Here is a 24,608-nt window from a genome sequence, read left to right on the forward strand (position 1 = left end):
CGAGCCTAGTCGTTCGACTAGCTCCTCCCAATCCAATGCTTGTAACGAATCGCTCATGGCCACGGTGAATCATCTGCAACCATCACCGTCAAGGCTAAGTTAGCGCATATGGGGCTTGACCCGAGGATCCACGCTGGCTTCCATCAAGTGGCGGGCATGGATCCTCGGCTCAAGGCCGAGGAGGACGGAGGGTGGGGTGGCGTTTTCGCCAAACTTGTCGGATAGCGGATGGCATTCTGCCGCCACCTGGTCGGGCAGGCTTGATTCTAAACTGGGCCACATTAGCGCTTGATCACCCCCCGGCGGATCATTTATCACTACCGCAAATCCAAGCTGCGAATATTGAATCCGAAGGCAATGTCGATGATCACGTCGGTATCGCTCTTCGATCGCATGCATTCGCCGAGGCTCCCCGGCCAGCGTTACCGAACGCCACTGCGGGTTTGGCACAGTGCTCATCCCTTGCTCCGTCCTCCTCGGGCTTGACCCGAGGATCCACGTTGGCCTCCGCCAGACGTGAGCATGGATCCCAGGCTCGAGGCCTGGGATGACGGAGGGTGGAGGGAGGTTTTCGCCAAGCCTATCGGAGCTAAGCGTGCCCCTGCGGCAGTGTCAGCAAGCCCACCCCTTCATAAGGAGAACTGCAATGGACGCTTCGATTGCGCCGGCCTCGCGGGCCGCCGTGGTAACGCCGAATGACAGTGCGATTGTCGGTGCGCGTGCGCTTTATATCGGCACGGCCGGCGATGTGGCGATTGCGCCGCGGCGGGATATGGACCCGGTGATTTTCAGGAGCGTGCCGGCCGGGACGATCCTGCCCGTGCACGCGGCCATCGTGGCGCTGACCGGGACGACGGCGTCCAATATCGTCGCGTTGTTCTAAGCCTTTCGGAAGCAGAGCATGGGCAGACCGACCAAGTTCACCCAAGCGCTGGCCGAGAAGATCTGCGATCGCATTGCCGATCGGGAAAGCCTGCGGTCGATCTGCCGGGATGAGGATATGCCGGCGAAATCGACGGTGCTCTCCTGGCTCGCCGATGATGGCAAGGCGGCGTTTCGGGCGCGCTATGCGCTGGCGCGCGAGATCCTGGCCGACGGCTTCGTCGACGAACTGGTCGAGATTGCCGACGACCGCAGCAATGACTGGATCGAGAAGAAGAACGCGGCCGGCGAGACCACCGGCTGGCAGGAGAATGGCGAGGCGATCCGGCGCTCGCAGCTGCGCATCGCCACCCGCCAATGGGTCGCCGAGAAGCTGCGGCCGAAGAAATACGGCTCGAAAGCCGAGCCCGAACAGGGCGCGAGCGGCGAAGTCTCGCAATTGCTGGAAGATATCAATGGCAAAACCCGCGGACTTCCAAACGGCGGTTGACCAGTTTTCCGACTGGCGCTGGCGGCTGAACAATCTCTACTGGATCACCGACAAATCCGGCCGGCGCGTCAGGTTCGAAATGAACTGGACGCAGATGACGTTTTTCGAGGAGATGCATTATCTCAACGTGCTGCTGAAGGCCCGCCAGCTCGGTCTGACCACGTTCATCCAGATCTTCATGCTCGATGCCTGCGTCTTCAACCGGGATATCCGCGCCGGCACCATCGCCCATACGCTCGGCGACGTGCAGACGATCTTTCGGGACAAGGTCAAATATCCCTACGACAATCTGCCGGAAGGTATCCGCAACGCCGTGCCAATTGTCCGGACCAACCAGGCCGAACTGCTGCTCGCCAACAATTCGAGCATCCGCGTCGGCACGTCGCTGCGCTCGGGAACGCTGCAATATCTGCACATCTCCGAATACGGCAAGCTGTGCGCCAAATATCCCGACAAGGCGCGGGAAGTGCGCACCGGCGCGCTGAATACGGTGCAGGCCGGCCAGCTTGTGTTCATCGAAAGCACGGCGGAAGGCCAGGAAGGGCATTTTTACGCGCTCTGCGACGATGCCCAGGTAAAGCAGCGCCAGGCGCTGGAGCTGACCGAACTCGACTTCAAGTTCCATTTCTTCCCCTGGTGGAAGGAGCCGCAATATGCCATCGCGCCTCAGGGCGTCATCATCAGTGAGGCTTTCGCCAAATATTTCGGCCAACTGGCCGAACAGGGCATCACCCTGACAGAGGGGCAGAAGGCCTGGTACGTCAAGAAGGCCGAAACCCAGCTCGGCGACATGAAGCGCGAATATCCCTCGACGCCGGCCGAGGCTTTCGAGGCGAGCGTCGAGGGCGCCTATTATGCCGACCAGATGGCGGTGGCCAATGCCGAAGAGCGCATCGGGGTTTTCCCGCACGTGGATGGTTATCCGGTTCACACCATCTCCGACATCGGCATGGACGATGCCAACAGCGTCTGGCTGTTTCAGGTGCTGCCCGGCCGTATCCGGATGATCGGCTATTTCGAGCATACCGGCACCGGCATGGACGGCATGCTCGACGAGCTGGAGCGGCGCGCGCGCGACAATGGCTATGTCTACGGCGTCCACAACATGCCGCACGACATCAAGGTCAGGGAATGGACGCGCGGCGGCATGACCCGCATCGAAATCATGCTGAATGAGGTCAAGGCGCGCGGCCTCGGCACGGTGCGCAAGGTCGAGCGCGCCTATGTGCATGACCGCATCAACGGCACAAGGCGCATATTGTCCAAGATCGAGTTCGACCAGGCCGGCTGCGCCGACGGCATCAAATGCCTGCGCAATTACCGCAAGGACTGGGACGAGGATCTCGGCGTCTTCCGCGACGAGCCGCTGCACAACTGGGCGTCACACGGTGCCGATGCTTTCGGCGGGCTGGCGATCATCTTCACCGGCTTGGCGCCCGAACCGCTGAAGCCGGAGCGTAAGCCGCTGCCGACATTCCAGACGATGACATTCAACGAATTTGCCCATGCCACCCCGAGACAGAGCGAGCGTGTTTGATGGAAGACGAGATAACGGCTTCAGAGAGCGGGCAGCGCTGGGACCCGGCCAAGGTCGGCGCCCGTTGGCAGCAGGAGCTCGAGCGCGCGCAGCGCTATTTCAAGTCCTGGCACGACCGCTGCGTCAAGATCGAGAAGATCTATCTCGACCAGCAATCGGACCAGACGAGCGCCGCCAAGCGCCGCTTTCCGATGCTCTGGGCCAATACCTCGGTGATGCAGCCGGCCGTCTATGCCCGTGTGCCGCAGCCGGTGGTCGAGCGCCGCTTCAAGGATGCCCAGCCGGTGGCGCGCATCGCCTCGGAGATCGTCGAGCGCAATCTCGCTTATACCGGCGACGAGGCCGATATCGATTCGATCATGCGGGCGGTGCGCGACGATTTCCTGCTCTGCGCCCGCGGCACGGTGTGGCTGCGCTACGAAGCCGATTTCGAGCCGCTCGATATGGGCGTCCAGCCCTCGGACCCGGCGGCAGCCCATCTACCCGAGAGTTTGCCCGGTGAGATGGGCGGGGCGCAGCCGGAAGCGATCAGCGACGAGCGTGTCTGCATCGATTACGTCCACTGGTCGGATTTCCTGCATTCGCCGGCGCGGCGCTGGAAGGATGTCACCTGGGTGGCGCGGCGCGTGCCGATGACCGACGAGGAGATGGAAAAGCGCTTCGGCCCCGAGGCCATGGCATCGCGGGCACCGGAAGGCACGGCCGGCAATAAGGGCGTCAGCCAGGCCGAGCGCCTGGAGAACGAGGGCAAGACCCATGTCTGGGAGATCTGGTGCAAGAGCGAGAATTATACCGTCTGGATCGCCGACGGTTCGCCGGTGGCGCTTGAGGTCTCCGAGCCGCCGCTCGACCTGACGCATTTCTGGCCTTGCCCGCGCCCGGCCTATGGCACGATGTCGACGAGTTCGCTGATCCCGGTTCCCGACTATGTCTATTACCAGCAGCAATGCGACGAGATCGATCTTCTCACCAAACGCATCAACAAGCTGACCGATCAGCTGCGGCTGAAAGTGTTTTATCCCTCCGGCGACGGGGCGATTTCGCCGGCGATCGAAAAGGCGATGCGGCCGGAGAACGACATGGTGATGGTGCCGATCCCGGAATGGGCGGCCTTTACCGACAAGGGAGGCTCGAAGGCAGTGGTGACATTGCCGATCGACGAGGTGCAGAAGGTGATCGTCGCCTGCATGTCCGCCCGCAAGCAGCTGATCGAGGATGTCTACCAGATCACCGGGATCTCCGACATCGTGCGCGGCGACACGCAGGCCTCCGAAACCGCGACGGCGCAGCGGATCAAGAGCCAGTGGGGCTCGATCCGCATTCGCGACCGCCAGGCCGAGCTGGCCCGCTTTGCCCGCGACATCATCCGCCTGGCCGGCGAAATCATCTGCGACCAGTTCCAGCCGGAAACGCTGATGCTGGTGAGCGGCATCAAGCTGCCCACGATGGCCGAGAAGCAGCGGGTCGAGATGCAGATGCAGCAGATGCAGATGGCCGCACAGCAGGCTGCGATGCGGGCACAGCAGACCGGCCAGCCGGCCCAGTCGTCCCCCGAAATGGCGCCGCCCGAAATGCCGCCGCAGCTGCAGCAGATGTTGGGGCAGCCGACGATCGACGAGGTGGTGCAGCTGCTGCGCAATGACAGTATTCGCGGCTTCCAGATCGAGATCGAGACGGATTCGACGATCGAGCCCGACGAGGACGCCGAAAAGCAGCGCCGCATGGAATTCGTCCAGATGGTCGGCGGCTTCATGCAGCAGGCGGGCGCGATGGCGCAGCAGAGCCCGATGCTGGTGCCGGTGATGGTCGAGACGCTGCTCTTTGCCGCCCGCGGCTTCCGGGCCGGCCGCCAGCTCGAAAGCACGCTGGAGCAGGTGGGGGCCCAGCTCTCGCAGGCGGCAAGCGCGCCAAAACCGGAGCCGCAGCCTTCGCCTGGCGAGATGGTCAAGCTGAAAACCGCCGAGGTGAAGGCCGGCGCCGAGCAGCGCAAGGCAGAACTCAGTGTCGCAGAGGCCGAGATCGAGCATCGCGCCACGGTGGAGCAGGCGCGCAGCGAGATGGCGGCGCAGGCATTGCAGCAGATCCGGGGGCAACAATTCCAGGGGCAGCAGCCGGCCTATCAGTGAACGGGAGCAAGGCATGAGAGAACGCTATTGCCGCGTCTGCGGCGGCTGGCACGCACTCGACCAATGGCCGCAGAACTGCCTGCCGGCGCAAAATGCGGCGCAGTCGGATCTGCCGGCACCGCATTTCGTCAGCGACAGCATCGATATCCAGTCGATGCATGACGGCAAGCATTACACCTCGAAAGCCAGGCTGCGTTCGGCTTACCGGGCAGCCGGGGTGGTCGAGATCGGCAACGAAAAGCCGCAGCCGATCGAACAGCCGAAGACGGATCGTAACGCAATCCGCAACGAATTGCGGCGGGTTTATACCGAATACAACGCCTGAACCGGGCATCAATCCCCGACATAGGAAATTTCCCCATGGATATGGAAGACCTGAACGAGGCCGGCAACGGCAGCGAAGATTTTGGTGCGTTCGACGACAAGCCATTGAGCGATAGGCCGGTCAGCATCCGCGACAGTTTGAAAGCGGCGATCGACACCGTCGAGGCCAGTGGACCGGGCGATATATCAGGCGATGGCGAAAACGGCCGTTGCCTGGCCAAGGGGCCGGAGCAAGCCTCCGCCACTCAGCGGCCAGGGCAGGCGCCGGCGGCAAATGCTGCAGCTGAGCAGACGCAGCAGAGCCGCGGGCAGGGCGGGGAACAGCCGGCAGCGAGCGGCAGCCGGGTTCCGCCCGGCTGGTCGGCGGAAGCCAAGGCGCAGTTCACCAGCCTTCCCCATGAAGTGCAGGCGGCGATCGCCAAACGGGAACAGGAGGTCGATAACGGCTTCCGCGTTCTGCAGGATTACAAGGGGCTCGAGGAATTCACCCCGATCATCCGCCAAGCCGGCATGACCCATGCCGATGTCATGCGCCGGGCGATCGACTGGGAGAGGGCGCTGATCCACGATCCCGTCAACACCGTCGTTCACGTCGCCAGGATGGCCGGGGTCAATCTGCACGCCCTGGTCAACGGTCAGACGGGAGAGATCCTGCAGCGCCAGCAGCAGGCCCCATCACAACAGGCCCTATCACAACAGGCAGGGCCGCAGCCTCGACACGTCAATGTCGAGGCGACGGTCGAACATGTTTTGCGGAAAAGGGACACCGAAACTCAAGTCGATGCCTTCCTTTCCGACCCGGCAAACGCGCACGCCGAAGATGTGCTCGACGACATGATCGCCCTCGTCAACGCAGGGCGGGCATTCTCGCTGCAGGACGCCTACGACGCCGCATGCTGGATGCGCCCGGACATTCGCCGGCAGTTGATCAGCCAGACTGCTCAAGCCTCCATCCCACAACTCCAAGCCCAGAGGGCCGCAGCGGCAGATCAAGCCCGCCGCGCCTCGCGATCCATCTCTGGTTCTTCCGCGCCGGGCCCGACCCGCGATGCGGCAAGAGGCCAGCCCACCTCCATCCGCGACTCGCTGCGCGACGCCATGCGTTTTTCGCGCGGCCAAGTCTGATCAAAGGCCAATTCTGATCAAAGGAATGATCGATGCCCATTTCCCCCAACCTCTCTGAAATCGTCACCACGACGCTGCGCAACCGCAGCGGCACGGTCGCCGACGACGTGACGAAGAACAACGGTCTTCTCACCCGTCTGAACAGCCGCGGCCGCAAGAAGCCGATCTCCGGCGGCCGTACGATCGTCCAGGAGTTGCAATATCAAGAGAATAGTACGTTCAAGCGCTATTCCGGTTATGACATCCTCAACGTCCAGCCCTCCGACGTCATCACCGCCGCCGAATACGATCTGAAGCAGGCCGCGGTCGCCGTCTCCATGTCCGGCCTCGAACAGCTGCAGAATTCCGGCGAGGATGCGATCCTCGATCTGCTCGAGCAGCGCATCGAGAACGCCGAAACGACGTTGAAAAACAACATCGCGCTCGATTGCTATTCCGACGGCACGGCCGACGGCGGCCGGCAGATCGGCGGCCTGCAGCTGCTGATTTCGACCTCGCCGACTTCGGGCACGGTCGGCGGCATCTCGCGCGCCACCTGGGGTTTCTGGCGCAATCAGAAATTCTCGGCCTCGGCCGATGGCGGCGCCGCGGCCACCAACGCCAACATCCAGAGCTATATGAACCGGCTCTATATGTCCTGCGTGCGCGGCTCCGACGCGCCCGATCTCGTCGTCGCCGACAACAACTTCTTCCGCCTCTACTGGGAATCGCTGCAGGCGATCCAGCGCATCACCTCGGCCGACAAGGGCATGGCCGGCTTCCAGTCGCTGCAATATATGGGCGCCGACGTGATTTTCGACGGCGGCTTCGGCGGCGGCGCGCCGCTCAATCAGATGTTCTTCCTGAACACCAAATACCTGTTCTACCGCCCGCACCGCGACCGTGACATGGCGCCGATCGGCGACGAGCGCATGAACACCAACCAGGATGCCTTCGTCCAGCTCATGGGCTTTGCCGGCAACCTCACCATGAACAACGCCTTCCTGCAGGGCGTGTTGTTCGCCTGATCGTCCACGAAAGGAACAAGCATATGTCGGTCGCATCAATCCAGTCCGATCGTCTTGGCGCGAACCCGTTCGTCGTCGAAGGCCCGATCGTTTCCGGCTCCGGTATTCCCGGGCCGAACTTCGCTCTCGGCGCGATTGCCGGCGGCGATCGTGAATCCGAATGGGTCTATTGCCAGCTGGTGCTGGCCGCGCAGACCACCCTGCAGCCCGGCCAGTGGTTCCAGTGGACCCGGGATTATGTCGCCTCGCTGCTGACCACGGCGGCAGCCGTCGTCGGTCAGCGCTGCGGCGTCTTTTCCGGCGCTGCCCAGCCGCCGACGCTGACCGGCGGCCCGGTCGGCGCCATCACCCTGGCGGCCGGCACCTATTACCTCTGGCTGCAGCGCAACGGCCAGGCGCCGTCGCAGGTGGCGACCGCAACGGCGGCCCTCGTCGTTGCCGAAACCACCGCCACCGCAGGCCAGGCGAGCGCCCCGGCCTCGGCCACCGCCACCACCAAGGCGATCGCCAACGTCAACTTTGCCGCCGCCAACCAGACGTTTACGGCAACAACGGTCAACGGCTCCAACCTGCTGGGGGCCATTGCCGGCCTGAGTGCCGGTTCCGGCCCGTTCATCGGCGCCGCGGTTTCCGGCACCGGCATCGCAGGCGGCACGACGATTGCGGGCATCACCTACAGCCCGAACGGCGTCGTCCAGAGCGTCACGCTTTCGGCCAATGCGACGGCCAACGGCACGGGTATCACCGTCACGGCGACGGGCGTGCTCGAGGCGACGCTGATGCGGCCGTTTCTGTCGAAGGTGAACTAAGCAATCGGCGGGCGTTTCGGCGCCCGTTTCGCCGATCGCTTCGTGTGGCGCGCCCAATCCGCCGCTTACCCCTCCCCAACCCCTCCCCACAAGGGGGAGGGGCTAACATGCCGCACCGCTTTACGCAGGATCATCGTCCATCGAGAGTGACAGCCGACAAGACCTTCCTTTTGATCGCCGCCGGGAATGACGGGTTAGCCCCTCCCCCTTGTGGGGAGGGGTTGGGGAGGGGTCTTCACGGACCGCACGACGTCACAGCAGGCGCTGCCCCCGCCCATCCCATCTCCCCGCCATCAACAGCGAGACCAGCACATGCCCGACAACACCGGAATCTACGCCTCCTTTAGCCTCGAACCGGTCGAACAGACCTTTCTGACCGAGAAGGAAGGCCGGCCGATTTTTGCCGATAAGGAATTCGTCCGCATCTTCATATCGGGCGACAAACACACCGAGGTCTACCGCGAGGTGACCGACAACGACAAACAGCGTTTTGCCGACGCCTATAAGCGCTTCAAGGAAGGGGCAGCGGCCCGCGAGCAGCTGACCGGTACGCCGCTTTCGCAATGGCCCTATCTCAAGCCCAGTCAGATCAAGGAGCTGGAGGCGGTCAATATCTATACCGTCGAGCAACTCGCCGCCCTTTCCGACACCGCCAAGCAGAAGATCGGCATGGGCGCCAACGAGCTGACCGCCGCCGCCCGAGCCTATCTCGCCACCGCCGAAAGCTCCAGCGCGGCGTCCGCCTTTGCCGCCGAGAACGAGCGGCTGAAGGATGAGGTGATCCGTCTGCAGGAGCAGATGAAGGAGATGGCCACTCGCTTCGAGGCGCTGGAAAACGAAAGCGGCAGCAAGTCTCGCGGTCGGCAAGCAGCCTGAAGAAGCTCTGACGCAAGCGCTGATACAAGCGCTGATACAAGCAGCCCCCTCATCCGCCTGCCGGCACCTTCTCCCCGCTGGGGAGAAGAGACTCGCGGCGACGTCTCGACTCCCTCTTCTCCCCAGCGGGGAGAAGGTGCCCGTAGGGCGGATGAGGGGGCCACACGGCGCAACCGTCATGCAAATTATGCCGCCATGCCCACAGCAACCGCGCTCAACCGGAGACCCCGCATGTCGCTCTTGACCATCATTCAGAACGTCTGCGCGGAAATCGACCTCGATCCGCCGACGGCCGTCATGTCCTCGGCGGATCCGCAGATCATGCAGTTGCGCATCCTTTCCACCCGCGCCGGCCGCGACCTGATGCGCGAGCATGACTGGTCGGCGCTGATGGTGCGGCGGCAGTTCGCAGCAACCGGTGCAAATCCGGAACCGGCCGAGCCGCCCGCCGACTGGAACCGCTTCGCCGCCAACGCCACGATCTGGAATGCCGCGCGCCTCTGGCAGCTCAACGGCCCTGTGGAGCCGCAGAGCTGGCAGCGCCAGACGATCCTCAACGCCAACCCGGTGCCGCAGATCTGGCGCATGGCCGGCGGCAAGCTCGACATCTACCCGAACGTTGCCGGCGAGACGATGGAATATGCCTATATCTCCGGCTTCTGGGTGGCGGTGAATGGCGGTGCGGCGACAGCCGACACCTGGGCCAACGACACCGATACCGCCCGTCTTCCCGAAGATCTCCTCGAACTCTCGCTGATCTGGCGCTGGAAGCGGGCCAAGGGCCTCGATTACGGCGAGGAGATCGCCAGCTTCGAGCGCTCCAAGGAAGCGGCGATCGGCGCCGACCGGGCCGCAAGCCCCGTCGACCTCTCGCTGCCGGCGCGGGGTGAGGGGCCGGAGAATTATTGGTCCGGCACGATCACGGGGGCAAATCCATGACCCGCAGACCTGTTCCCGCAAACGGGCGCACCGGCCGGGTTTCGCCGAGCAAAGACTGGATCGCGCCGATCGGCGGCTGGCGAACCGATGTCGAGATGGCCGATATGCCCGCGGATGCGGCGTTTCAGCTCGACAATTTCTTTCCCGAAGCCAACCGTGTGCGCGCCCGCTATGGTTTTCTCGCCTTCTCCACCGGCCTCGGCGGCGATGTGCAGACGGTCATTCCCTATTCGGGCGTCAGCAACAGGCTGTTTGCCGCCGCCGGCGACAAGATCTTCGACGTCACGGTGGGCGGTGCGGTCGGCGCGCCCGTCGTCTCCGGCATGGCGAGCGCCCATTGGTCGGTGCAGCAATATACCAACCCGGCCGGCCAGGAATTCCTGCGTCTCGTCAATGGACTGGACACGCCGCTGATTTTCAACGGCACCTCCTGGACCAATAATTTTCTGGTGGGCACCGCAGCGCTCGCCACCCAGAACGTCGCCGTCCGCAACACGGCCTATACGCTGAGTTTCTTCGGCACCGGCTCGGTCACGCTCTCCGGCGCTTTCTCCGGCACGCTGAACGGCACCGGCGTCAACAACCGCGTCTCGCTTTCCTTCACGCCGGCGGCCGGCACGCTTGTCGTCTCCGTGACGGGAACGGTCACCAATGCGCAGCTGGAAAAGGGCGCGGCCGCGACCCCCTACGTCGCCTCGACGATGATATCAGGCATATCGGACTCGTCGCTGCTGATCGCGGTCACCGCCTATCGTTCACGCCTGTGGTTCATCGAGAAGAATTCGACCAATGTCTGGTATCTCGCCACCGACGCCGTCAGCGGCGCGGCAACGGTCCTGCCGGTCGGCGGCAACATGAAATATGGCGGCACGCTGGTAGCGATCAACGTCTGGACGATTCCGGTTTCGACGGGCCTGCAACAGTGCCTGGTGCTGATCTCCTCGGAAGGCGAGGTGATCGTCTTCCAGGGCTCCGATCCCTCGAGCGTTTCGAACTGGGGCCTGATCGGCACCTTCAAGCTCGGCCGGCCGCTCGGCAGCGACCGCTGCCTGCTGTCGGTCGGCGCCGATCTGGCGATCATGACCACCGACGGCATCGTGCCGATCACCAAGGCGGTGCAGCTCGACCGCGGCGCCACCAGCCTCGGCGCGATTACCGCGAGAATCGGCCCGACATGGCGCGAGACGGTGGCGGCAACAGGCACGACCTCGCAGGAGTGGCAGCTTTCGAGCTTCCCGGCCAGGCAGATGGCGATCGTAAACCTGCCGTCCTCCTTCGGCCCCTATCAATATGTGATGAACACCGAAACCGGCGCCTGGTGCCGCTTCGTCGGCATGCCCGCCTCCTGCTGGGCGAGCTGGCAGGACCGGCTGTTCTTCGGAGCCGGCGACGGCACGGTCTACGAGGCCGAGGTCGGCGCCAACGACAATGGCGTGGCGATCGACGCGCTGATGGTCGGCGCCTGGAGCCGCTATGGCGACGGGCTTTCGACCAAGCTCTCGAAGCTGATCGGAGTAACGGCGCAGATCGGCGTTTCCTCGCTGATGTATGGCGGGATCTCGGTGGATTACCAGACCAAGATTCCGACAGCGCTGCTGTCGTCGGTCGAAAACAACGCGGCGGCGAAATGGGGAACGGCGGTCTGGGGCGTGTCGAAATTCCCCGGCGTTTCGCTGGTGCGCAAATTCGCCTCCGCCGGCGGGGCGGGTTCGGCCTTGGCGCCGACCATCCGGGCGCTGATCTCAGGCTCGTCCGGCTCCGTCTCGGAAGCCGCCGTCGTCGGCGGTTCGGTGCTTTACGAGAGAGGCACGCCGATTTGATCGTCTCCGAACCGCGCGCGGAAATCGCCGCCTGGGTCGGCGGCCGGATCGGCGTTTCCTTCCACTCGCCTTACACCACGCTTGCCCATGTCGACCGCGGCCGGATCATCGCCGGCTTCGTCTTCAACGTCTGGACCGCGCATGACGTCGAGGTCTCGCTTGCCGCCGACCGGCTGACGCGGACGCTGATGCGATCGGTCTTTCACTATGTCGTGCGTCAGCTCGGCTGCCGACGCGCAACCGCCAGGACCCGGGCCGACAATATCGACGCCCAGACGATGCTCGCAAGGCTCGGCGCCCGGCTGGAAGGCCGGCAGCAGGCCTATTTCGGCGACTGCGACGGCCTGCTTTACGCAATCATGAAGGAGGATTTCCCCTATGGTCTCCACGCCGAAGGCCCCGAAGGCGCCTGATCCGACACAGACCGCGGCGGCACAGACGGCCACCAACGTCGACACCGCCATCGCCAATGCGGGCTTGAGCCACACCAACCAGTACACGCCGGATGGTTCGCTGGAATACAAGGTCAGCGGCTACCAGACGATGAAGGACCAGACCGGCAAGACTTACCAGCTGCCGACCTATTCCGCCTATCAGACCTATTCGCCTCAGAACCAGGCGATCTACGACCAGACGCAGCAGACGCAGCTCGGCCTCGCCAGGCTCGCCAACGACCAGACCGGCAAGATCTCCGGCATCCTCGGCACCAATGTCGATCTGAGCGCCGGCAATGTCGACAATTATGTCAACGATCACTGGCAGTCCGGCTTCAACAACCAGTGGGATCGCGACCAGGCGAGCCTTGATCAGAGCCTTGCCGACAAGGGCATCTCGATGGGCTCGGCCGCTTACGACAACGCCATGCGCGATTTCTCCACCCGCAAGCAGGCCGCCTCCGACCAGTATCTCGGCGACATGTATTCGAATGCCCAGAACGCCATCCTGACCGAGCGCAACCAGCCGATGAACGAGATTTCGGCGCTGATGTCGGGCTCGCAGGTGCATCAGCCGAACTACGTCAACACGCCGACGACGCAGCTGCCGAACGTCGACCAGGCCGGACTGATCAACGACAATTTCAACCAGAAAATGGGCCTCTACGACCGCCAGGTCGCCCAATCCAACGCCGCGATGGGCGGCCTTTTCGGGCTCGGCGGAACACTCCTTGGCGGCTGGGCGAAGTCCGACCGGCGGCTGAAGGAGGACATCAAACGCGTCGGCACGCTGGATAACGGCCTGCCGGTCTACGCCTTCCGCTACAAGGACGGCGGCCCGACCCAGATCGGCCTGATGTCCGACGATGTGCGCAAGACCCATCCGGACGCCGTCTTCGAACACGCGGACGGCTTCGACCGCGTCTTCTACGAAAGGGCAGTGGCATGATCCCAACCATCTTCGCCGGCAATACCGGCAGAACCCAGGGCGACATCGACGACAAGCGCAAGCAGCTGGCCTACGCCATGCTGGAGCAGGGCATGGATGCGAGCCCGGTGCAATCCCCCTGGCAAGGGGCGGCGCGGCTGGCGCAGGCGCTGATGGGCGGGCTAGCGATCAGGCAGCAGGATCAGGAGCGGCAGGCTGCTGCGGCCAAGGCTCCCGCCGCGCCGACGGACGTGCCTGCCACTCCGCCGGCGAAGCCCCCCGGCTTCCTGCAGTCGCTATTCGGCGGAACGGAAGAGGCGGCACCTGGCTCAACTGGCTCGTCGATCCGGAAAACGAAGCTACAAGGGAATGTTGCCCCTCCAAGAATTTTCTAGACCCGGCAGGGTTCCGGTCAATCTATCGGCGCGATGACGCCAGCGGAGTGTAAACTATGACAGTATTGACACCTGAGCAGCAGCAAGCCCTTGACCGCGCACGGGCCCGGGTGCAGCTCAAGCAGCCCCAGGATCAGCCGCCGCCACCTTCCGGGCGTCATCTAACGTATGAGGAAGGGTTGGCAGCTCTTGATACCGCGGGGCCATACGGCTACGGCACCGTCCTGTCTGGCATCGTCGATGGCATACCTATTGCCGGGCCATATCTTCTGGGGGGAGCGAAAAAGGCAGCCGCCGGTCTCCGTTCCCTCCTATATGGAGGGAGCTATGATGATCAGCTCCGTATTGTGAACGCCATCGATCAAGAGGCCAAGATTGCGCATCCTAATGTCAACACAACAGGGCAAGTAGTCGGTGCGGTTGGTGGAACCGTTCCGGCCGTTGCTGCTGCACCCGAAATGTTCGGCGCTGGCGGGGGTAGCATGTTGTTGCGCTCGCTGCTCTCGGGCTTTACCGGCAGCGGTATTGGTGCCGCAGACGCCGCCGTCAGAAGTGACGGCGATCCTGAGAAAACTCGCTGGGGTGCACTTGAGGGGGGGCTGTTTGGATTGGGTGGCCCCTTAGCGGGGGAAGTTATCGGAGCCGGTGTCAAAGTAACCGCGCAGGGCGCCAAGGCTCTCACGCGCGCACTCCTCGGAGAGGAATTAGCTTCAAAGCCGCCGCGCGACATGCTTGCAGACCTGGCGAGGGATTCTCGCAATTGGCTCGCGAAAGTTTCTGATTCGGATAAGCTCGCTGCGGCTCGTAACCAATTCGACAAGCTCGGGTCGGAGGCGATGCCGGCAGATGTCTTGCCAGAATGGCTCGGCGCCGCCAAGGCCGGTGTCGCCCGGGAATCCACGCGGAGCAAAGTCGTGGGACCGCTGAATGAACGTGGCTCTACGGCGGGCAGCCGTCTCAAGTCGGACCTCGAGACAAATCTTGGGCCGGATCCGGTTCCGTCCACAATCGACAGGGAACTAGAAGCCAGCCAGGCGCGGGTGGAAAGTCAGTACCGCCCGATGGTTATGGGGCAACCGCCTCATGACTTCAAGCCAGTTGCGGAGCGACTCGATAGATTGATTCCGTATCGGCGAGGTGGCGAACAGAGCGATCTGCTTGATATCAGGAGCATGCTCAATGACTTTGGGAAAGACACCGTCTCTTCCGACCCCGCCATAGCGTACGAAACACGCCGCGCAATCGATCGGCTTCTGGATGATGCCAAAGATTCGGAAGTCATCGAAACCCTCGAGGGCATTCGCGGGATGATCGATGCTCGATTTTCCTCCGGCGTGAAGGGGCTCGACGCGCAATCTGCAGAATTGGGCCGACAAAGGGAGGGCTTACTGCAGGGGCAGTCCGTTCTCGCCGATGGGCCGCGCGCCATGCACCCCGTAGAGCTTCAGGAGAAACTGGTGGCGGGTGCCGAACCGCAGGGTACGCTGATTGGCCCCTCTGCGGAGTCAGCGCGCATGCGGCAGGGAACCCTCGGCGACATCTATCGTGCGGTTGGAACCGACGCCAATGATATGAACACGCTACGCAAGGTTATTCGCGGCAATGGCGACTGGAACCGCGAAAAACTGGGAATAATGTTCGGGCCTGAAAATGCCGATGCGTCACTCAATGCCATCGATCGTGAAGCTCTTTTTGCCAAGACGAAAAACGGTGTAACCAGCGCAGCCGACATGGCAAGGGAGGCTGGGTTCGAGAAGTATCTCGGCGAGGTATCCAAGCCTCCCGAAGTGCCCACGGATAAGAGCTGGACCGATCTCGGCCTGACTACGGCTCGCCGTCTTGTGCGATCCCTCTTTGAGCAGAATGCAGGCGCCCACGCAGCTCGCGTAGCCGACGAAGTGGCTCCGCTGAGTGTGCTTCGCGGTGAGCAGCGTGATGCGCTAATGGAGGCACTCATGCGCCTGGGACGCGAAAACATAATCGACCAGCAACGCAGTTTACTGATCAATGCGCTTTTCCAGGGTGGCGGAAAGGCTTATCCGCTCCCGCCAAGCGAGAAGCGCAAATGATCTCAACGGGACGGCGATGGAGGACGTATCAATAGCAGGACGTGCTGACCTGACGGACTAGACCGCCGACCCAGGTGCTTGTCGGCGTCGAGGTGCAGTTCATCGACCGATAGCTAGGCTGTCGCTGCAGCCCCTGATTGTAACCTTGTCCGCCTACGATAAACGCTTTGCAAGCGCCAGACTGAAAGGCGGTATCCAAACGCTCAAACCTTACGAAGGAAACCGTCGCGGTAGCGACGCTCCACGTCACGGCCCGGCCGCGTTTCCTCGCGAGAAAAGAAAACAGGATTGACTTCGCAGCCATCCTACAATCCTCGAACTGAGTTATCTCGCTTCCTTTGAGCTCTTGCTTCTAACCAGCACATTCATACCGCCACCTTCCGCTATCATCGCGCGTACTTTGTCGGCGTCTTCGGGCAGCTTCCTGCCGGAAGCCATTTCACCGATCTCGTAGCCGCCCTCCCAGAGAAGCTTCAACAAGCTGTCGAAGTCTCCGGGATTCTCGGCGTAAACATACGGGGCCAATTCAAGCATTATCCGCGGCTGGAACTTTTTAAGAGTCACCGTCGCCCCAAGTAGAACCGCAAGCTCATTTCCGTCGACGTCAAGTTTTATGAAATCGACCTTGCCGACCCCAAGATCCCGCAGTGTTTCGTCCACGGTGCCGAGCCGTGCGCCCTGTGTCGACATGAGACGACCGTGGTGTTCGCTATGCAAATCTTCAGCAACTTCGAGCGGCCAGCTTGAATAGACCGCTTCGGGCATCGCTTCGGCCGCACTTGCCATAAGCATCATCTGGTGGGCGTCGATTCGCTGGGCGAGCGTCGGGTTGAGCGCAATATTGGCGTTCTGTTTCGCGAATGCATGAGCCGTCGGCTCGAAGGAGATTACCCTGCCGGCTCCGCCCACCAATTGCGCCAGAGGCAGCGTATGAGAACCCACATTGGCGCCGATATCGAGGACGATGTCTCCATCCCCGATCAGCTCTCTATACCTATCGAGCGTTCTGACCTCGAACCCACCCAATAGGTAAATCGCGAAATCAACGCCGTCTCTCAGGTCCAGCGACCAATTTATTCCCCGGCGTTTCGCGATCACGGTGGCGGGTAAGCCAACGCAACCCCGGACGAACAGGACAGCTTTAGATAGAGAGCGAGCGATCAGGATTTTGTTGCTGGTGGATAACATTGTCCGCACGTCGCCTTTAAGTGATATTGGGATGGGCGGGCGCTCTTCTTGCAACGATCAGATTGCAATATTGGCCCGCGTTTTTTGGATCGAGGCTCTCGTCATTGAAAGCAGTGCCGGGTGGATCCGCAATGTTGTGGAACTCGAAATTCAGCATCTTCAGGAATTGGGTGAGCTCGGACGGGTTCACTGACGCTTTCGACAAACCGTAAGGCCAGAACTCCATGAAAACCCGAATGTCGCGGTTCTCTCGCAGGACCCGCTCGGCACCCTGCAGAACGCTCAACTCGTATCCCTGAACATCGATTTTGATAAAATCGACCCGTTGCCCTGGCGAAAAGTAATCGTCGAGCTTCACCAATGGGACGTCGATGCTCACTCGCCCGTCGCCGCTATCGAATGTTCGGTGATCGACATTCAGCTCGGCCGAAACATACAGCCTTGTGGTGCCGCTGGCCGCTCCGACCGCGGCGTGCCGCAGCGATACATTCGACAAGCCGCTTACCGTCGCTTCAAGCTTTTCGAAGTTCGCCGGCGCCGGCTCGAAGGCATGCACATGGCCGGTCGCTCCCGTCAGAGCGGAGAACATACGGGTATATATTCCGATATTTGCACCGATATCTGCGACGATCATGCCCGGCGAAATCATCTCGCGCATCAGTGCGCGCTCACGTCGTTCTGAAACTGCCTTCCATACGGAATAGAGAGGGTAATAAAGTGGATAACAGTGTCGATAGAGCCAATCGGCGAGACGCAGCAAAACCATCCCTACACCTCTTCTTTTGATGTGAGGCGGGCCGTGAAGAATGAGGCGAACACCTTGGGCAGCGCGGTGCCTATTGCTCTGTCGAGCTTGAAGTAAGGCTTATAAGCCCAACCAGGCACAGGATACTTTCTCGATATCCCGCCTGTCACCATATAGGAGAGCGAGGTGAAATAGCTGATCCTCGTCTTCTCGAGGCTATAGCAATCTGCAAGCTCAGCGAGCCAGTCCGGCCGCTGAAAGAAGATCATATGTGGCATAGCCTGATTTGAGGTCGAAAGAGGACCCTGAACGGTATCCAGAACCGGGCGGCGGATACTGAAATCCACCGGCTCATGATGGAGAAGTTTATACATCGGGTAGGATAGCCAGGACAAATAGGGTTCCGTCACATACACCCTGCCGCCCTTTGTGAGCTTTCGCGTTGCTCCGCGGAGGAAAGCAAGGGGATCCTTCAGGTGATGCAGAACATTGGTCATGGTAATCACATCGACGCTGTGGTCCGCGATGTCAGGCAAGCTCGCGATCTCGTGGCAATCGAAGACAAAGTCCAAATAGTCTAACTTCAGCACATCGGAGGTGATGACATTCGGTAGGAAGCCCTTGAGAGGCGATGTTCCGCTCCCGATTTCCAGAACGGTATTCGTGGCAATATCCGGTTCCTGCCGAAACATCTCCTGGTAGAGCTCACCATACCAGTGCATCAGGTTCGGATTTGCGCTTAGCCGCGTGCGATTTGCCAGCGTCTGAGCAAGATCGGCCTCATAGAGAGCGCTTTCGGATTCCATCGTCAGAGAAACTTTATTCGTCTTGCCGCAAAAACCAGCATGGCCAACAGGATGGCACCGTGGCGCCAACGCGAGATGTTCGTTTCACCGTAGAGTCTTTCACGATAGCTGATCGGAACCTCGACGATCTTAAGGCCCATCCGCGCGGCACCGAAGATCAGATCGAAATCGCCAAAGGGATCGAAATCACCGAAGTAGGATCGGTTTGCCTGAAGCTTCAGATAGTTGGAGCGGCTGATCACCTTGGTACCGCACAGGGTGTCCTTGTATCTCTGGCCAAGAACGAAGGAGAAAGCCAATGCGAAAAACTTGTTGCCCAGGAGGTTGAAGAAACGCATGGCCTCCTTTTCCATGGGGTAGACCAAGCGAGTGCCGTTGATGAACTCGCCTTTCCCGTCCTTGATGGCATTGTAGAATTTCGGCAAATCCTCGGGCGGGACCGTCATGTCCGCGTCGAGAATCATCAAGACTTCCTTTGTGGCCAGCGAAAAACCCTTCCTGACGGCATCGCCTTTACCCTTACCGTCCTGCTGGGCAATCAGGATGGTGCGTTCGCCGCCATAACGCTGTTGCGCTTCCTGGATCGCCTTCCACGTCGCGTCGGTTGAATTGCCTTCGACAAAAATGAGTTCATCATCCGGCCCCATAACCGGCAACCGTTTGACAATATCCTCGATATTTCCGGCCTCGTTTCTCGCTGGAACTACAATTGACACCGACGGCTCCGCCTTCGGCGCGGCATCGCCGATCGGCCTCGCAATCGCGATGTTGAGAAGGCAGAGGGTTCGAAGAAGCGGAAGAGGAGCAAGGCAGCGATTAACAAAGCCACTGATAAGTGGGATGTAAACCGGAATTAGGATCTTCTGGTCCAGTCGTATCAATTCGAAGTCTTCGAGCGTCAAAAGATTCTCGATGTCTTCATGGGCAAGCCAATTCGATTCAGGAACCCGCCGGCGCAGGCCGAGCTTGGATGCGAGAGTCGCAAGCGGCCGCCACATGCTGCTGTAATAGGTAAGGACAAGCCGTGTTTCTTGCGAACACAATGCACGTGCCTGAGCGAACATGCTCTGTATGTCTCGTTCGTAATGGATGAGGCCGCTGATGACCAGGTAATCAGGTTTGGTGTCAGCGACGTCTTCGATCTTGACGACCTTGTGCTCGTCAAACTCATTCACAGGTTCTGCAGCTTGTGTTCTCGAGCGAAACGCCACCTTGCCCTGAGGAAATTTGCCAACCAGAAGCGGCGTCGTCGGATCGATCTCGACCACGGAATTTTGGCCTAAGACGAAGAGCCCAATGTATTTTCTCAAGAGAGAATAGAAATAATTCTTCATAGAGTTACCTCGGCGCCAAGCGGTTCAAGCGCCAATGTCCCAGGATGAGGGCTGCAGGCACGACATAGACGACAAAAAAGAGAAAATGAACGGCCGTTGCCAGGAGCAACCCCTCCGACGGCGAACGCCCTAGCAATACGAATGCCGAAACGACGGATGCATGGAAGGTGCCGACTCCGGATGGCGCAGCTGGGATCATCAGGCCCAACCCGCCGGCAAACAACATGAACAACGACTCTTGATAACTCAGCGCGATGCCGACAAAACGGGCGACGAAGATATACGCAAGGGCGTATGCCGAAAGCCACAAAGCGAGTGTGAGGAAGGCCGGAACGATAGTCACGGACAGAGTTAAGCTTCGTGCGGAATTTCGGATAAAAGAAATAACGTGACGGTCAAAGAAATCCTGACGTCGCAGGAGACCGAAGACAGGTCGCAATATCGGGACAAGCCGATCGCCGAAATTCCTTATCAGAACTGCCGATAGAAATATCCCAACCAATGCACCAAGCATGATGACCAAAAGAACATTTCGGTATTCGGAATTCAATGTATGACTCAGTAAAACCAAAGAAAATATGCCGACCGAAATGATCGTCACCAGGTCAACCATCTTTTCGACCAGAAGCCTGCCAAGAGCGTCTCCGTAGGGGACAGTCGCGACAACTCGGCTGTAATGTACACGCAAAAGGTCTCCGCCTCTCGCAGGCAGGAACATGTTGGCGCCCAGGCCGAGTAGGGAGGCCATGAGGGAGGTTCCGTAACCGATCCTGCCATCCAGCAACAGGCGCCATCGCACCGCATAAGCTGCAGCGATACCGAAGGTAACAAGCATAAACCACAGGAGCGATGTGACGGATATTCCGCTGCGAAAAATGCGGATGGCTTCTTCCCAATCCACCGCCCTTAGCAGGAATATCAGGAGGACAAGGCTTATTGCGGAAGCTATAAGCATCTGCAGGCGTTGATGATTGAAGAGGCCAGTTGTCACGTTTTCTGATGTTCTCTTTCGAAGCCGCGCCGACTTTAAACCGCAAGTGTCTTCTCGGATCGCTGCCCCTAACATATCACAACAATCAGGGGCAACCCCGAGACCTCTTCCTTTCACAGGAGTTGCAGTATGGCGACAGAGCTGCTCTCGGTCCGTGGCCTGCTGCCTTTTGATTCAGGGGCAATTGGGCCAGCCGCGCCTTTGCGAAGCGGTTTTCTAAATCAATCACTGTCGTCAGCAAGAGCAAAAATCTCGCCGCTCCATGCTTGGTATTTATCTCCCACCTCGCGAACCAACTGGTTCAGCCCACGCGTCTAACTGACCCACGGATGGCCGCGCTTGCTGAAGCTCTTCTTTCGCAAAGGCCGCTCAGGTCAGGCAATAACCAAATCAGTAGGCAGCATGCCAGCAGGCCACCGATAAAAGGAACGGCGGTTCCTTTGATGTCCCAGGAGAGCTGCGGTCAGCAGCCCGAAAAGGTGGGCCTCTCACAGAGTGTCTCCATCCGCCAGTGGAGAAGAAACAGAATGCAACTCATTTTATTCGAGTGCATTGCGGCAACAATCAACCCCTTCTTTCGGAGCAGGTAAATGCCCAGAAACCCATCAACCGGCGTCTATTCGAAGCCGGCAGGAACAACGCCTTCGGTAGGGCAGGTCATCGACCCGGCGCCGTGGAACGCGCTGACCACCGACCTCGGCAACGAGATCACCAATTCGCTGCCGCGCGACGGCTCGGCGCCGATGATCGCGCCGCTCAAGGCGGCCGGCGGAACCGTGTCCGCGCCGGGCGTCGGCTTCGCCTCGAACCCGCAGACCGGCCTCTATCTGAAGGGCGGCGGCCTGCTCGGCTTTGCCCAGAACGGCGTCGATGTCGCGTTCGATCAGGATCTGGTCTATGCGGCCAAGTCTGGCGATTACACCGCGATCGCATCCGACGATAATGCTATCCATCGCTTTACCGCGGCGGCCACGCTCACCCTCACCGCCGCGGCCACGCTCGGCGCAAACTGGCACACCAAGGTGATCGCCGACGGCGGAGACGTGACGGTTGATGCGAACAGCTCGGAGACGATCGACGGAGCCGCAACGCTCATCATTCCAAACGGCTATAGCGCTCTCATCATCTGCGACGGATCGGCGTTCTATACCGACAAAATCATATCGCTCTTCCAGGCGATCACCTTCGGGCAATGCCGGCTTTCTCTTTCCGGCGGGAATCTGCTGCTCTCGCGGTTCAATGGTTATTTCCTGACCATCAACGGGAAGCACTATTCCATCCCGTCCGCCGGCGTGACCCTCGCACCATCCGGCCTGACTCCAGCCACCCTCTATTACATCTACGCCTACATGAACTCGGGCACGATGACGCTGGAAGCCTCTGCAACGGCCTCTGCGCTAGACAGCACGACCGGCATCCGCATCAAGAACGGTGATGCGACGAGAACCCTTGTCGGCATGGCGCGCCCCGTAACGGGTCCTGCATGGTCTGACACGTTGGCGCAGCGCTTCGTGCGGTCATGGTACAACGAGCCTACCCTCGTCATGTTCAACAACTTCACGGCCAATCGGACGACGACAAACACATCTCTCACGGAACTCAATACCGAGATTCGCAACGAATTTTTGCTCTGGACTGGTGAGTACGTCGAAGCCACTGGAGCCGGTTCGTCGATCAATGGCACGTCGAACGGAGGAACAAAATCCTCAATCGCTTTCGACGGCGCCCCCCCTGAGCCGTCTGGGTTCGTTGCAATTATGGCCAATTCAGACGCAACAGCCTTTAGCACCCAGGCCGTCAAAAGCGGCCTTTCGGAAGGATACCACTATCTCACGCTTGTCTGCGCTGTGCAGGGTTCTGGCACTGGCATCTGGTATGGCGATTTCGACGGTCGGCGCACATCTATTAAATCAAGGATTTCACGATGACGTTAAAAGTTACTCCCGGCACCGGCATTCGCGTGTTCGGAAACAGTTACGCGTGCCCCGGTACGGCTGCATTTGGAATGACCTATGCAGGCCGGCTAGGGATTTTGTCGGCGGTGGCACGGAAAACCGCGCAATAGCTGGTGAAGGGACGAGAGCAACCACCCAGCAAGGCTATTCCTTTCACCCCTATAGTTCGCGCGCGAAGCCGGTCACATGGGATTGCATGCTCAACGATATCTGCCGTTATGGCGTCGATGCACTCCCTGCCGTAGGCCCATCACTCGATGTTTTCTTGTCGTAGGCATTTGCCGGCATGGCGCGTCCAGCCTCATATCCTCAGGTGATCAAACAGGGGCATGGTCTCCGCTCGGGAATACTTACGGCGGGAAAGCGTCGTTTTCAGTGGCGCATCAGCCATGTACACAAACCGATGTCAACGCCAGCTATCGCTAACCTTCACGGCTGATCAGATCGCTGTTCGTTCCCATCTGGCCGAAAATTCGACTGGTGGGACGCCATACCAGGATCTCGATATTGAGATTGATGGGCTACCAGTCGGGGTGTTCGACTTTGCCGGTCATGCGCTGCCTCGTGAGCGCTCTTGCGGAGCGGCAAAGGTGTTCTGAATCCTCGGTCCGGGAAGCCACACGATCACCGTGAAGCCGACCGCTTCACCGGTCATCATGGACGAACCGCGCTACTTCGAATGATCCAGAGGCGCCTAACTACGGCTGGACGATTGCCGAGCAAGCAAACGCCATTATTGACAGCGTTGTTGCTGAATGGGTAGCCGATGCCTTCCCTGTGGTGGTCATACCAGCGAATGAGTTTTTCGATCCGAACAGAGATTGCGGCGCCGATAAGATCCACCCGACGGCTGCCGGTCACTACAACCTTGCCTGCGGCTTTATCTCAAGAATGCGCTTTTGATGCAGTTGTGCTGCCCCAGCGTCGATCGTGTGGAGCATTCGTCTGCGCCAGTCGGCGTGCTCCATGGGATGAACAACAAGCGCGTTGCAATAACAGCGATTGCTGCAGCCACCAGGACATTGTGTGAGCGCATGATCGTTCCCCTTTGCCATCCCCTCCCGCAGCGAAAGCGGGACTGACCTCTTCCACAAACTGGAGCCCCCATGCGCCTTGTAAAGCACAAGCGCCGCGTACTCGCGCGGTCGCTATCGATGTGGTGCGTCTATGCCGCCGGCTTTCTGGAGGTCGTGCCGTACATCGTCCCGTATCTGGACGACTGGATACCGAAATGGCTGTCCATACTCTTCCTGGCGGCATCTCCGATCGCTCGCCTTATTCACCAGCCGGCCCTCAAGGAAAACGAGAATGACAGGTAGGATGAAAAAGGGCAGCGCGGTTGCCGCGGCTGCTGTGGCGCTTGTCGGCAGCTTCGAAGGGCTTCGCCAGAATGCCTATCCCGATCCTGCCACAAAGGGACAGCCGTGGACGATCTGTTACGGCAGCACCAATGGCGTGAAGCCTGGCGATCGCAAGACGGTGGAGCAGTGCAAAGCGCTGCTGGCGCTGGAGCTCAAATCCTATGCGCGCGGCGTCGAAAGCTGCGTGCGCGTGCCGCTGCCGGATGCGCGTTTCGTGGCGTTGACCTCGTTCGCCTATAATGTCGGCGTTAAGGCGGCCTGCGGCTCGAGCGCGGTCAGGCTCATCAACCAGGGCAGGACGGCCGAGGGCTGCGAGGCGCTGTTGAAGTGGAACCGCGCCGCCGGCATCACCTTTCCGGGCCTCACCCGGCGCCGGCAGAAGGAACGCCAGTTCTGCCTCGAGGGCATCTGATGTTCTCCCTGCTCGACACGCTCAAGATGGGCGCCGGCATCGCCGCCGGCCTGGT

Annotated in this window: 23 protein-coding genes; 18 read left to right on the forward strand and 5 right to left on the reverse strand. The window is 60.7% G+C overall.

Translation table 11 applies throughout. The features are described 5' to 3' along the window. The first annotated feature begins 646 nt into the window (after positions 1 to 646). The 15 genes from ATY75_RS26615 (at position 647) to ATY75_RS26685 (ending at position 15,761) form a co-directional block, all read left to right on the forward strand. Positions 647 to 883: a hypothetical protein gene (locus ATY75_RS26615; protein ID WP_064837378.1), complete on the forward strand. Its 237-nt coding sequence runs from the start codon at positions 647 to 649 to the stop codon at positions 881 to 883. 18 nt (positions 884 to 901) lie between these two features. Beyond that, positions 902 to 1,372 carry a hypothetical protein gene (locus tag ATY75_RS26620; RefSeq protein WP_064837380.1) on the forward strand — a complete coding sequence of 157 codons (471 nt, stop codon included), beginning with the start codon at positions 902 to 904 and terminating at the stop codon, positions 1,370 to 1,372. After that, on the forward strand, positions 1,338 to 2,909 hold the full coding sequence (locus ATY75_RS26625) for a terminase (protein ID WP_088939857.1): 1,572 nt from the start codon (positions 1,338 to 1,340) through the stop codon (positions 2,907 to 2,909). The genes ATY75_RS26620 and ATY75_RS26625 overlap by 35 nt, the downstream gene beginning before the upstream one ends. Further along, positions 2,909 to 5,035, forward strand: a complete 2,127-nt coding sequence (locus tag ATY75_RS26630; protein WP_088939858.1) for a hypothetical protein — start codon at positions 2,909 to 2,911, stop codon at positions 5,033 to 5,035. Before ATY75_RS26625 ends, ATY75_RS26630 begins: the two co-directional genes overlap by 1 nt. 13 nt (positions 5,036 to 5,048) lie before the next feature. Then, the gene (locus ATY75_RS26635) at positions 5,049 to 5,360 is read left to right on the forward strand and encodes a hypothetical protein (RefSeq protein ID WP_088939859.1); all 312 of its coding nucleotides are present in this window, start codon (positions 5,049 to 5,051) and stop codon (positions 5,358 to 5,360) included. Between the two features lie 35 nt (positions 5,361 to 5,395). Further along, positions 5,396 to 6,484 (forward strand): hypothetical protein, encoded by a 1,089-nt coding sequence (locus tag ATY75_RS26640; protein WP_088939860.1) that lies wholly within the window; start codon positions 5,396 to 5,398, stop codon positions 6,482 to 6,484. Positions 6,485 to 6,516: 32 nt separating this feature from the next. Further along, positions 6,517 to 7,491 (forward strand): phage major capsid protein, encoded by a 975-nt coding sequence (locus ATY75_RS26645; protein ID WP_003587937.1) that lies wholly within the window; start codon positions 6,517 to 6,519, stop codon positions 7,489 to 7,491. A gap of 23 nt (positions 7,492 to 7,514) precedes the next feature. Then, complete coding sequence (locus ATY75_RS26650; protein WP_088939861.1) at positions 7,515 to 8,300, forward strand: hypothetical protein; 786 nt, start codon at positions 7,515 to 7,517, stop codon at positions 8,298 to 8,300. Between the two features lie 312 nt (positions 8,301 to 8,612). Then, complete coding sequence (locus tag ATY75_RS26655) at positions 8,613 to 9,176, forward strand: hypothetical protein (protein ID WP_088939862.1); 564 nt, start codon at positions 8,613 to 8,615, stop codon at positions 9,174 to 9,176. A 231-nt stretch (positions 9,177 to 9,407) separates the two neighbouring features. Then, the gene (locus tag ATY75_RS26660; protein ID WP_088939863.1) at positions 9,408 to 10,115 is read left to right on the forward strand and encodes a hypothetical protein; all 708 of its coding nucleotides are present in this window, start codon (positions 9,408 to 9,410) and stop codon (positions 10,113 to 10,115) included. Then, complete coding sequence (locus ATY75_RS26665; RefSeq protein ID WP_088939864.1) at positions 10,112 to 11,935, forward strand: hypothetical protein; 1,824 nt, start codon at positions 10,112 to 10,114, stop codon at positions 11,933 to 11,935. The genes ATY75_RS26660 and ATY75_RS26665 overlap by 4 nt, the downstream gene beginning before the upstream one ends. Beyond that, positions 11,932 to 12,348, forward strand: coding sequence for a GNAT family protein (locus ATY75_RS26670; protein ID WP_088939865.1), 417 nt, complete (start codon positions 11,932 to 11,934; stop codon positions 12,346 to 12,348). The genes ATY75_RS26665 and ATY75_RS26670 overlap by 4 nt, the downstream gene beginning before the upstream one ends. Further along, positions 12,314 to 13,318: a tail fiber domain-containing protein gene (locus tag ATY75_RS26675; protein WP_088939866.1), complete on the forward strand. Its 1,005-nt coding sequence runs from the start codon at positions 12,314 to 12,316 to the stop codon at positions 13,316 to 13,318. Before ATY75_RS26670 ends, ATY75_RS26675 begins: the two co-directional genes overlap by 35 nt. Further along, positions 13,315 to 13,692, forward strand: a complete 378-nt coding sequence (locus ATY75_RS26680) for a hypothetical protein (RefSeq protein ID WP_088939867.1) — start codon at positions 13,315 to 13,317, stop codon at positions 13,690 to 13,692. Before ATY75_RS26675 ends, ATY75_RS26680 begins: the two co-directional genes overlap by 4 nt. 179 nt (positions 13,693 to 13,871) lie before the next feature. Continuing rightward, complete coding sequence (locus ATY75_RS26685) at positions 13,872 to 15,761, forward strand: hypothetical protein (protein ID WP_245317638.1); 1,890 nt, start codon at positions 13,872 to 13,874, stop codon at positions 15,759 to 15,761. A gap of 324 nt (positions 15,762 to 16,085) precedes the next feature. Here ATY75_RS26685 and ATY75_RS26690 read toward each other — a convergent pair whose 3' ends face one another. Genes ATY75_RS26690 through ATY75_RS26710 form a run of 5 tightly spaced genes read right to left on the reverse strand, consistent with a single transcriptional unit; the run spans position 16,086 to position 20,825 of the window. Further along, positions 16,086 to 16,949, reverse strand: coding sequence for an FkbM family methyltransferase (locus ATY75_RS26690; protein ID WP_088939869.1), 864 nt, complete (start codon positions 16,947 to 16,949; stop codon positions 16,086 to 16,088). Positions 16,950 to 16,965: 16 nt separating this feature from the next. Beyond that, a complete protein-coding gene (locus ATY75_RS26695; protein ID WP_088939870.1) occupies positions 16,966 to 17,715 on the reverse strand; it encodes an FkbM family methyltransferase in 750 nt (249 codons plus the stop codon). Positions 17,716 to 17,717: 2 nt separating this feature from the next. After that, positions 17,718 to 18,500 carry a methyltransferase domain-containing protein gene (locus tag ATY75_RS26700; RefSeq protein WP_088939871.1) on the reverse strand — a complete coding sequence of 261 codons (783 nt, stop codon included), beginning with the start codon at positions 18,498 to 18,500 and terminating at the stop codon, positions 17,718 to 17,720. Positions 18,501 to 18,502: 2 nt separating this feature from the next. Beyond that, complete coding sequence (locus ATY75_RS26705; protein WP_088939872.1) at positions 18,503 to 19,834, reverse strand: glycosyltransferase family 2 protein; 1,332 nt, start codon at positions 19,832 to 19,834, stop codon at positions 18,503 to 18,505. A gap of 4 nt (positions 19,835 to 19,838) precedes the next feature. After that, positions 19,839 to 20,825 (reverse strand): lysylphosphatidylglycerol synthase transmembrane domain-containing protein, encoded by a 987-nt coding sequence (locus tag ATY75_RS26710; protein WP_245317639.1) that lies wholly within the window; start codon positions 20,823 to 20,825, stop codon positions 19,839 to 19,841. 590 nt (positions 20,826 to 21,415) lie between these two features. Between ATY75_RS26710 and ATY75_RS35235 the strand changes: the two genes are divergently transcribed. From ATY75_RS35235 to ATY75_RS26725, 3 genes are all read left to right on the forward strand, one after another. Next, entirely contained in the window at positions 21,416 to 22,753 is a 1,338-nt protein-coding gene (locus tag ATY75_RS35235) for a hypothetical protein (RefSeq protein WP_245317640.1), read from the forward strand. A 1,133-nt stretch (positions 22,754 to 23,886) separates the two neighbouring features. After that, positions 23,887 to 24,099, forward strand: a complete 213-nt coding sequence (locus ATY75_RS26720) for a hypothetical protein (RefSeq protein WP_088939874.1) — start codon at positions 23,887 to 23,889, stop codon at positions 24,097 to 24,099. Continuing rightward, on the forward strand, positions 24,089 to 24,553 hold the full coding sequence (locus tag ATY75_RS26725) for a lysozyme (RefSeq protein ID WP_088939875.1): 465 nt from the start codon (positions 24,089 to 24,091) through the stop codon (positions 24,551 to 24,553). Before ATY75_RS26720 ends, ATY75_RS26725 begins: the two co-directional genes overlap by 11 nt. Positions 24,554 to 24,608 lie beyond the last annotated feature (55 nt).

Origin of the sequence: Rhizobium sp. N122 (assembly GCF_002211295.1) — a bacterium.
GTDB lineage: Bacteria > Pseudomonadota > Alphaproteobacteria > Rhizobiales > Rhizobiaceae > Rhizobium.

Bases quoted from the DNA above. Each gene is read 5' to 3' on its own strand.
- ATY75_RS26700 (WP_088939871.1), bottom strand. From the start codon at position 18,500: ATGGAATCCGAAAGCGCTCTCTATGAGGCCGATCTTGCTCAGACGCTG.
- ATY75_RS26680 (WP_088939867.1), top strand. From the start codon at position 13,315: ATGATCCCAACCATCTTCGCCGGCAATACCGGCAGAACCCAGGGCGAC.
- ATY75_RS26635 (WP_088939859.1), top strand. From the start codon at position 5,049: ATGAGAGAACGCTATTGCCGCGTCTGCGGCGGCTGGCACGCACTCGAC.
- ATY75_RS26625 (WP_088939857.1), top strand. From the start codon at position 1,338: ATGGCAAAACCCGCGGACTTCCAAACGGCGGTTGACCAGTTTTCCGAC.
- ATY75_RS26720 (WP_088939874.1), top strand. From the start codon at position 23,887: ATGCGCCTTGTAAAGCACAAGCGCCGCGTACTCGCGCGGTCGCTATCG.
- ATY75_RS26615 (WP_064837378.1), top strand. From the start codon at position 647: ATGGACGCTTCGATTGCGCCGGCCTCGCGGGCCGCCGTGGTAACGCCG.
- ATY75_RS26640 (WP_088939860.1), top strand. From the start codon at position 5,396: ATGGATATGGAAGACCTGAACGAGGCCGGCAACGGCAGCGAAGATTTT.
- ATY75_RS26695 (WP_088939870.1), bottom strand. From the start codon at position 17,715: ATGGTTTTGCTGCGTCTCGCCGATTGGCTCTATCGACACTGTTATCCA.
- ATY75_RS35235 (WP_245317640.1), top strand. From the start codon at position 21,416: ATGCCCAGAAACCCATCAACCGGCGTCTATTCGAAGCCGGCAGGAACA.
- ATY75_RS26620 (WP_064837380.1), top strand. From the start codon at position 902: ATGGGCAGACCGACCAAGTTCACCCAAGCGCTGGCCGAGAAGATCTGC.
- ATY75_RS26630 (WP_088939858.1), top strand. From the start codon at position 2,909: ATGGAAGACGAGATAACGGCTTCAGAGAGCGGGCAGCGCTGGGACCCG.
- ATY75_RS26705 (WP_088939872.1), bottom strand. From the start codon at position 19,834: ATGAAGAATTATTTCTATTCTCTCTTGAGAAAATACATTGGGCTCTTC.
- ATY75_RS26660 (WP_088939863.1), top strand. From the start codon at position 9,408: ATGTCGCTCTTGACCATCATTCAGAACGTCTGCGCGGAAATCGACCTC.
- ATY75_RS26690 (WP_088939869.1), bottom strand. From the start codon at position 16,949: ATGTTATCCACCAGCAACAAAATCCTGATCGCTCGCTCTCTATCTAAA.
- ATY75_RS26725 (WP_088939875.1), top strand. From the start codon at position 24,089: ATGACAGGTAGGATGAAAAAGGGCAGCGCGGTTGCCGCGGCTGCTGTG.
- ATY75_RS26655 (WP_088939862.1), top strand. From the start codon at position 8,613: ATGCCCGACAACACCGGAATCTACGCCTCCTTTAGCCTCGAACCGGTC.
- ATY75_RS26650 (WP_088939861.1), top strand. From the start codon at position 7,515: ATGTCGGTCGCATCAATCCAGTCCGATCGTCTTGGCGCGAACCCGTTC.
- ATY75_RS26645 (WP_003587937.1), top strand. From the start codon at position 6,517: ATGCCCATTTCCCCCAACCTCTCTGAAATCGTCACCACGACGCTGCGC.
- ATY75_RS26665 (WP_088939864.1), top strand. From the start codon at position 10,112: ATGACCCGCAGACCTGTTCCCGCAAACGGGCGCACCGGCCGGGTTTCG.
- ATY75_RS26675 (WP_088939866.1), top strand. From the start codon at position 12,314: ATGGTCTCCACGCCGAAGGCCCCGAAGGCGCCTGATCCGACACAGACC.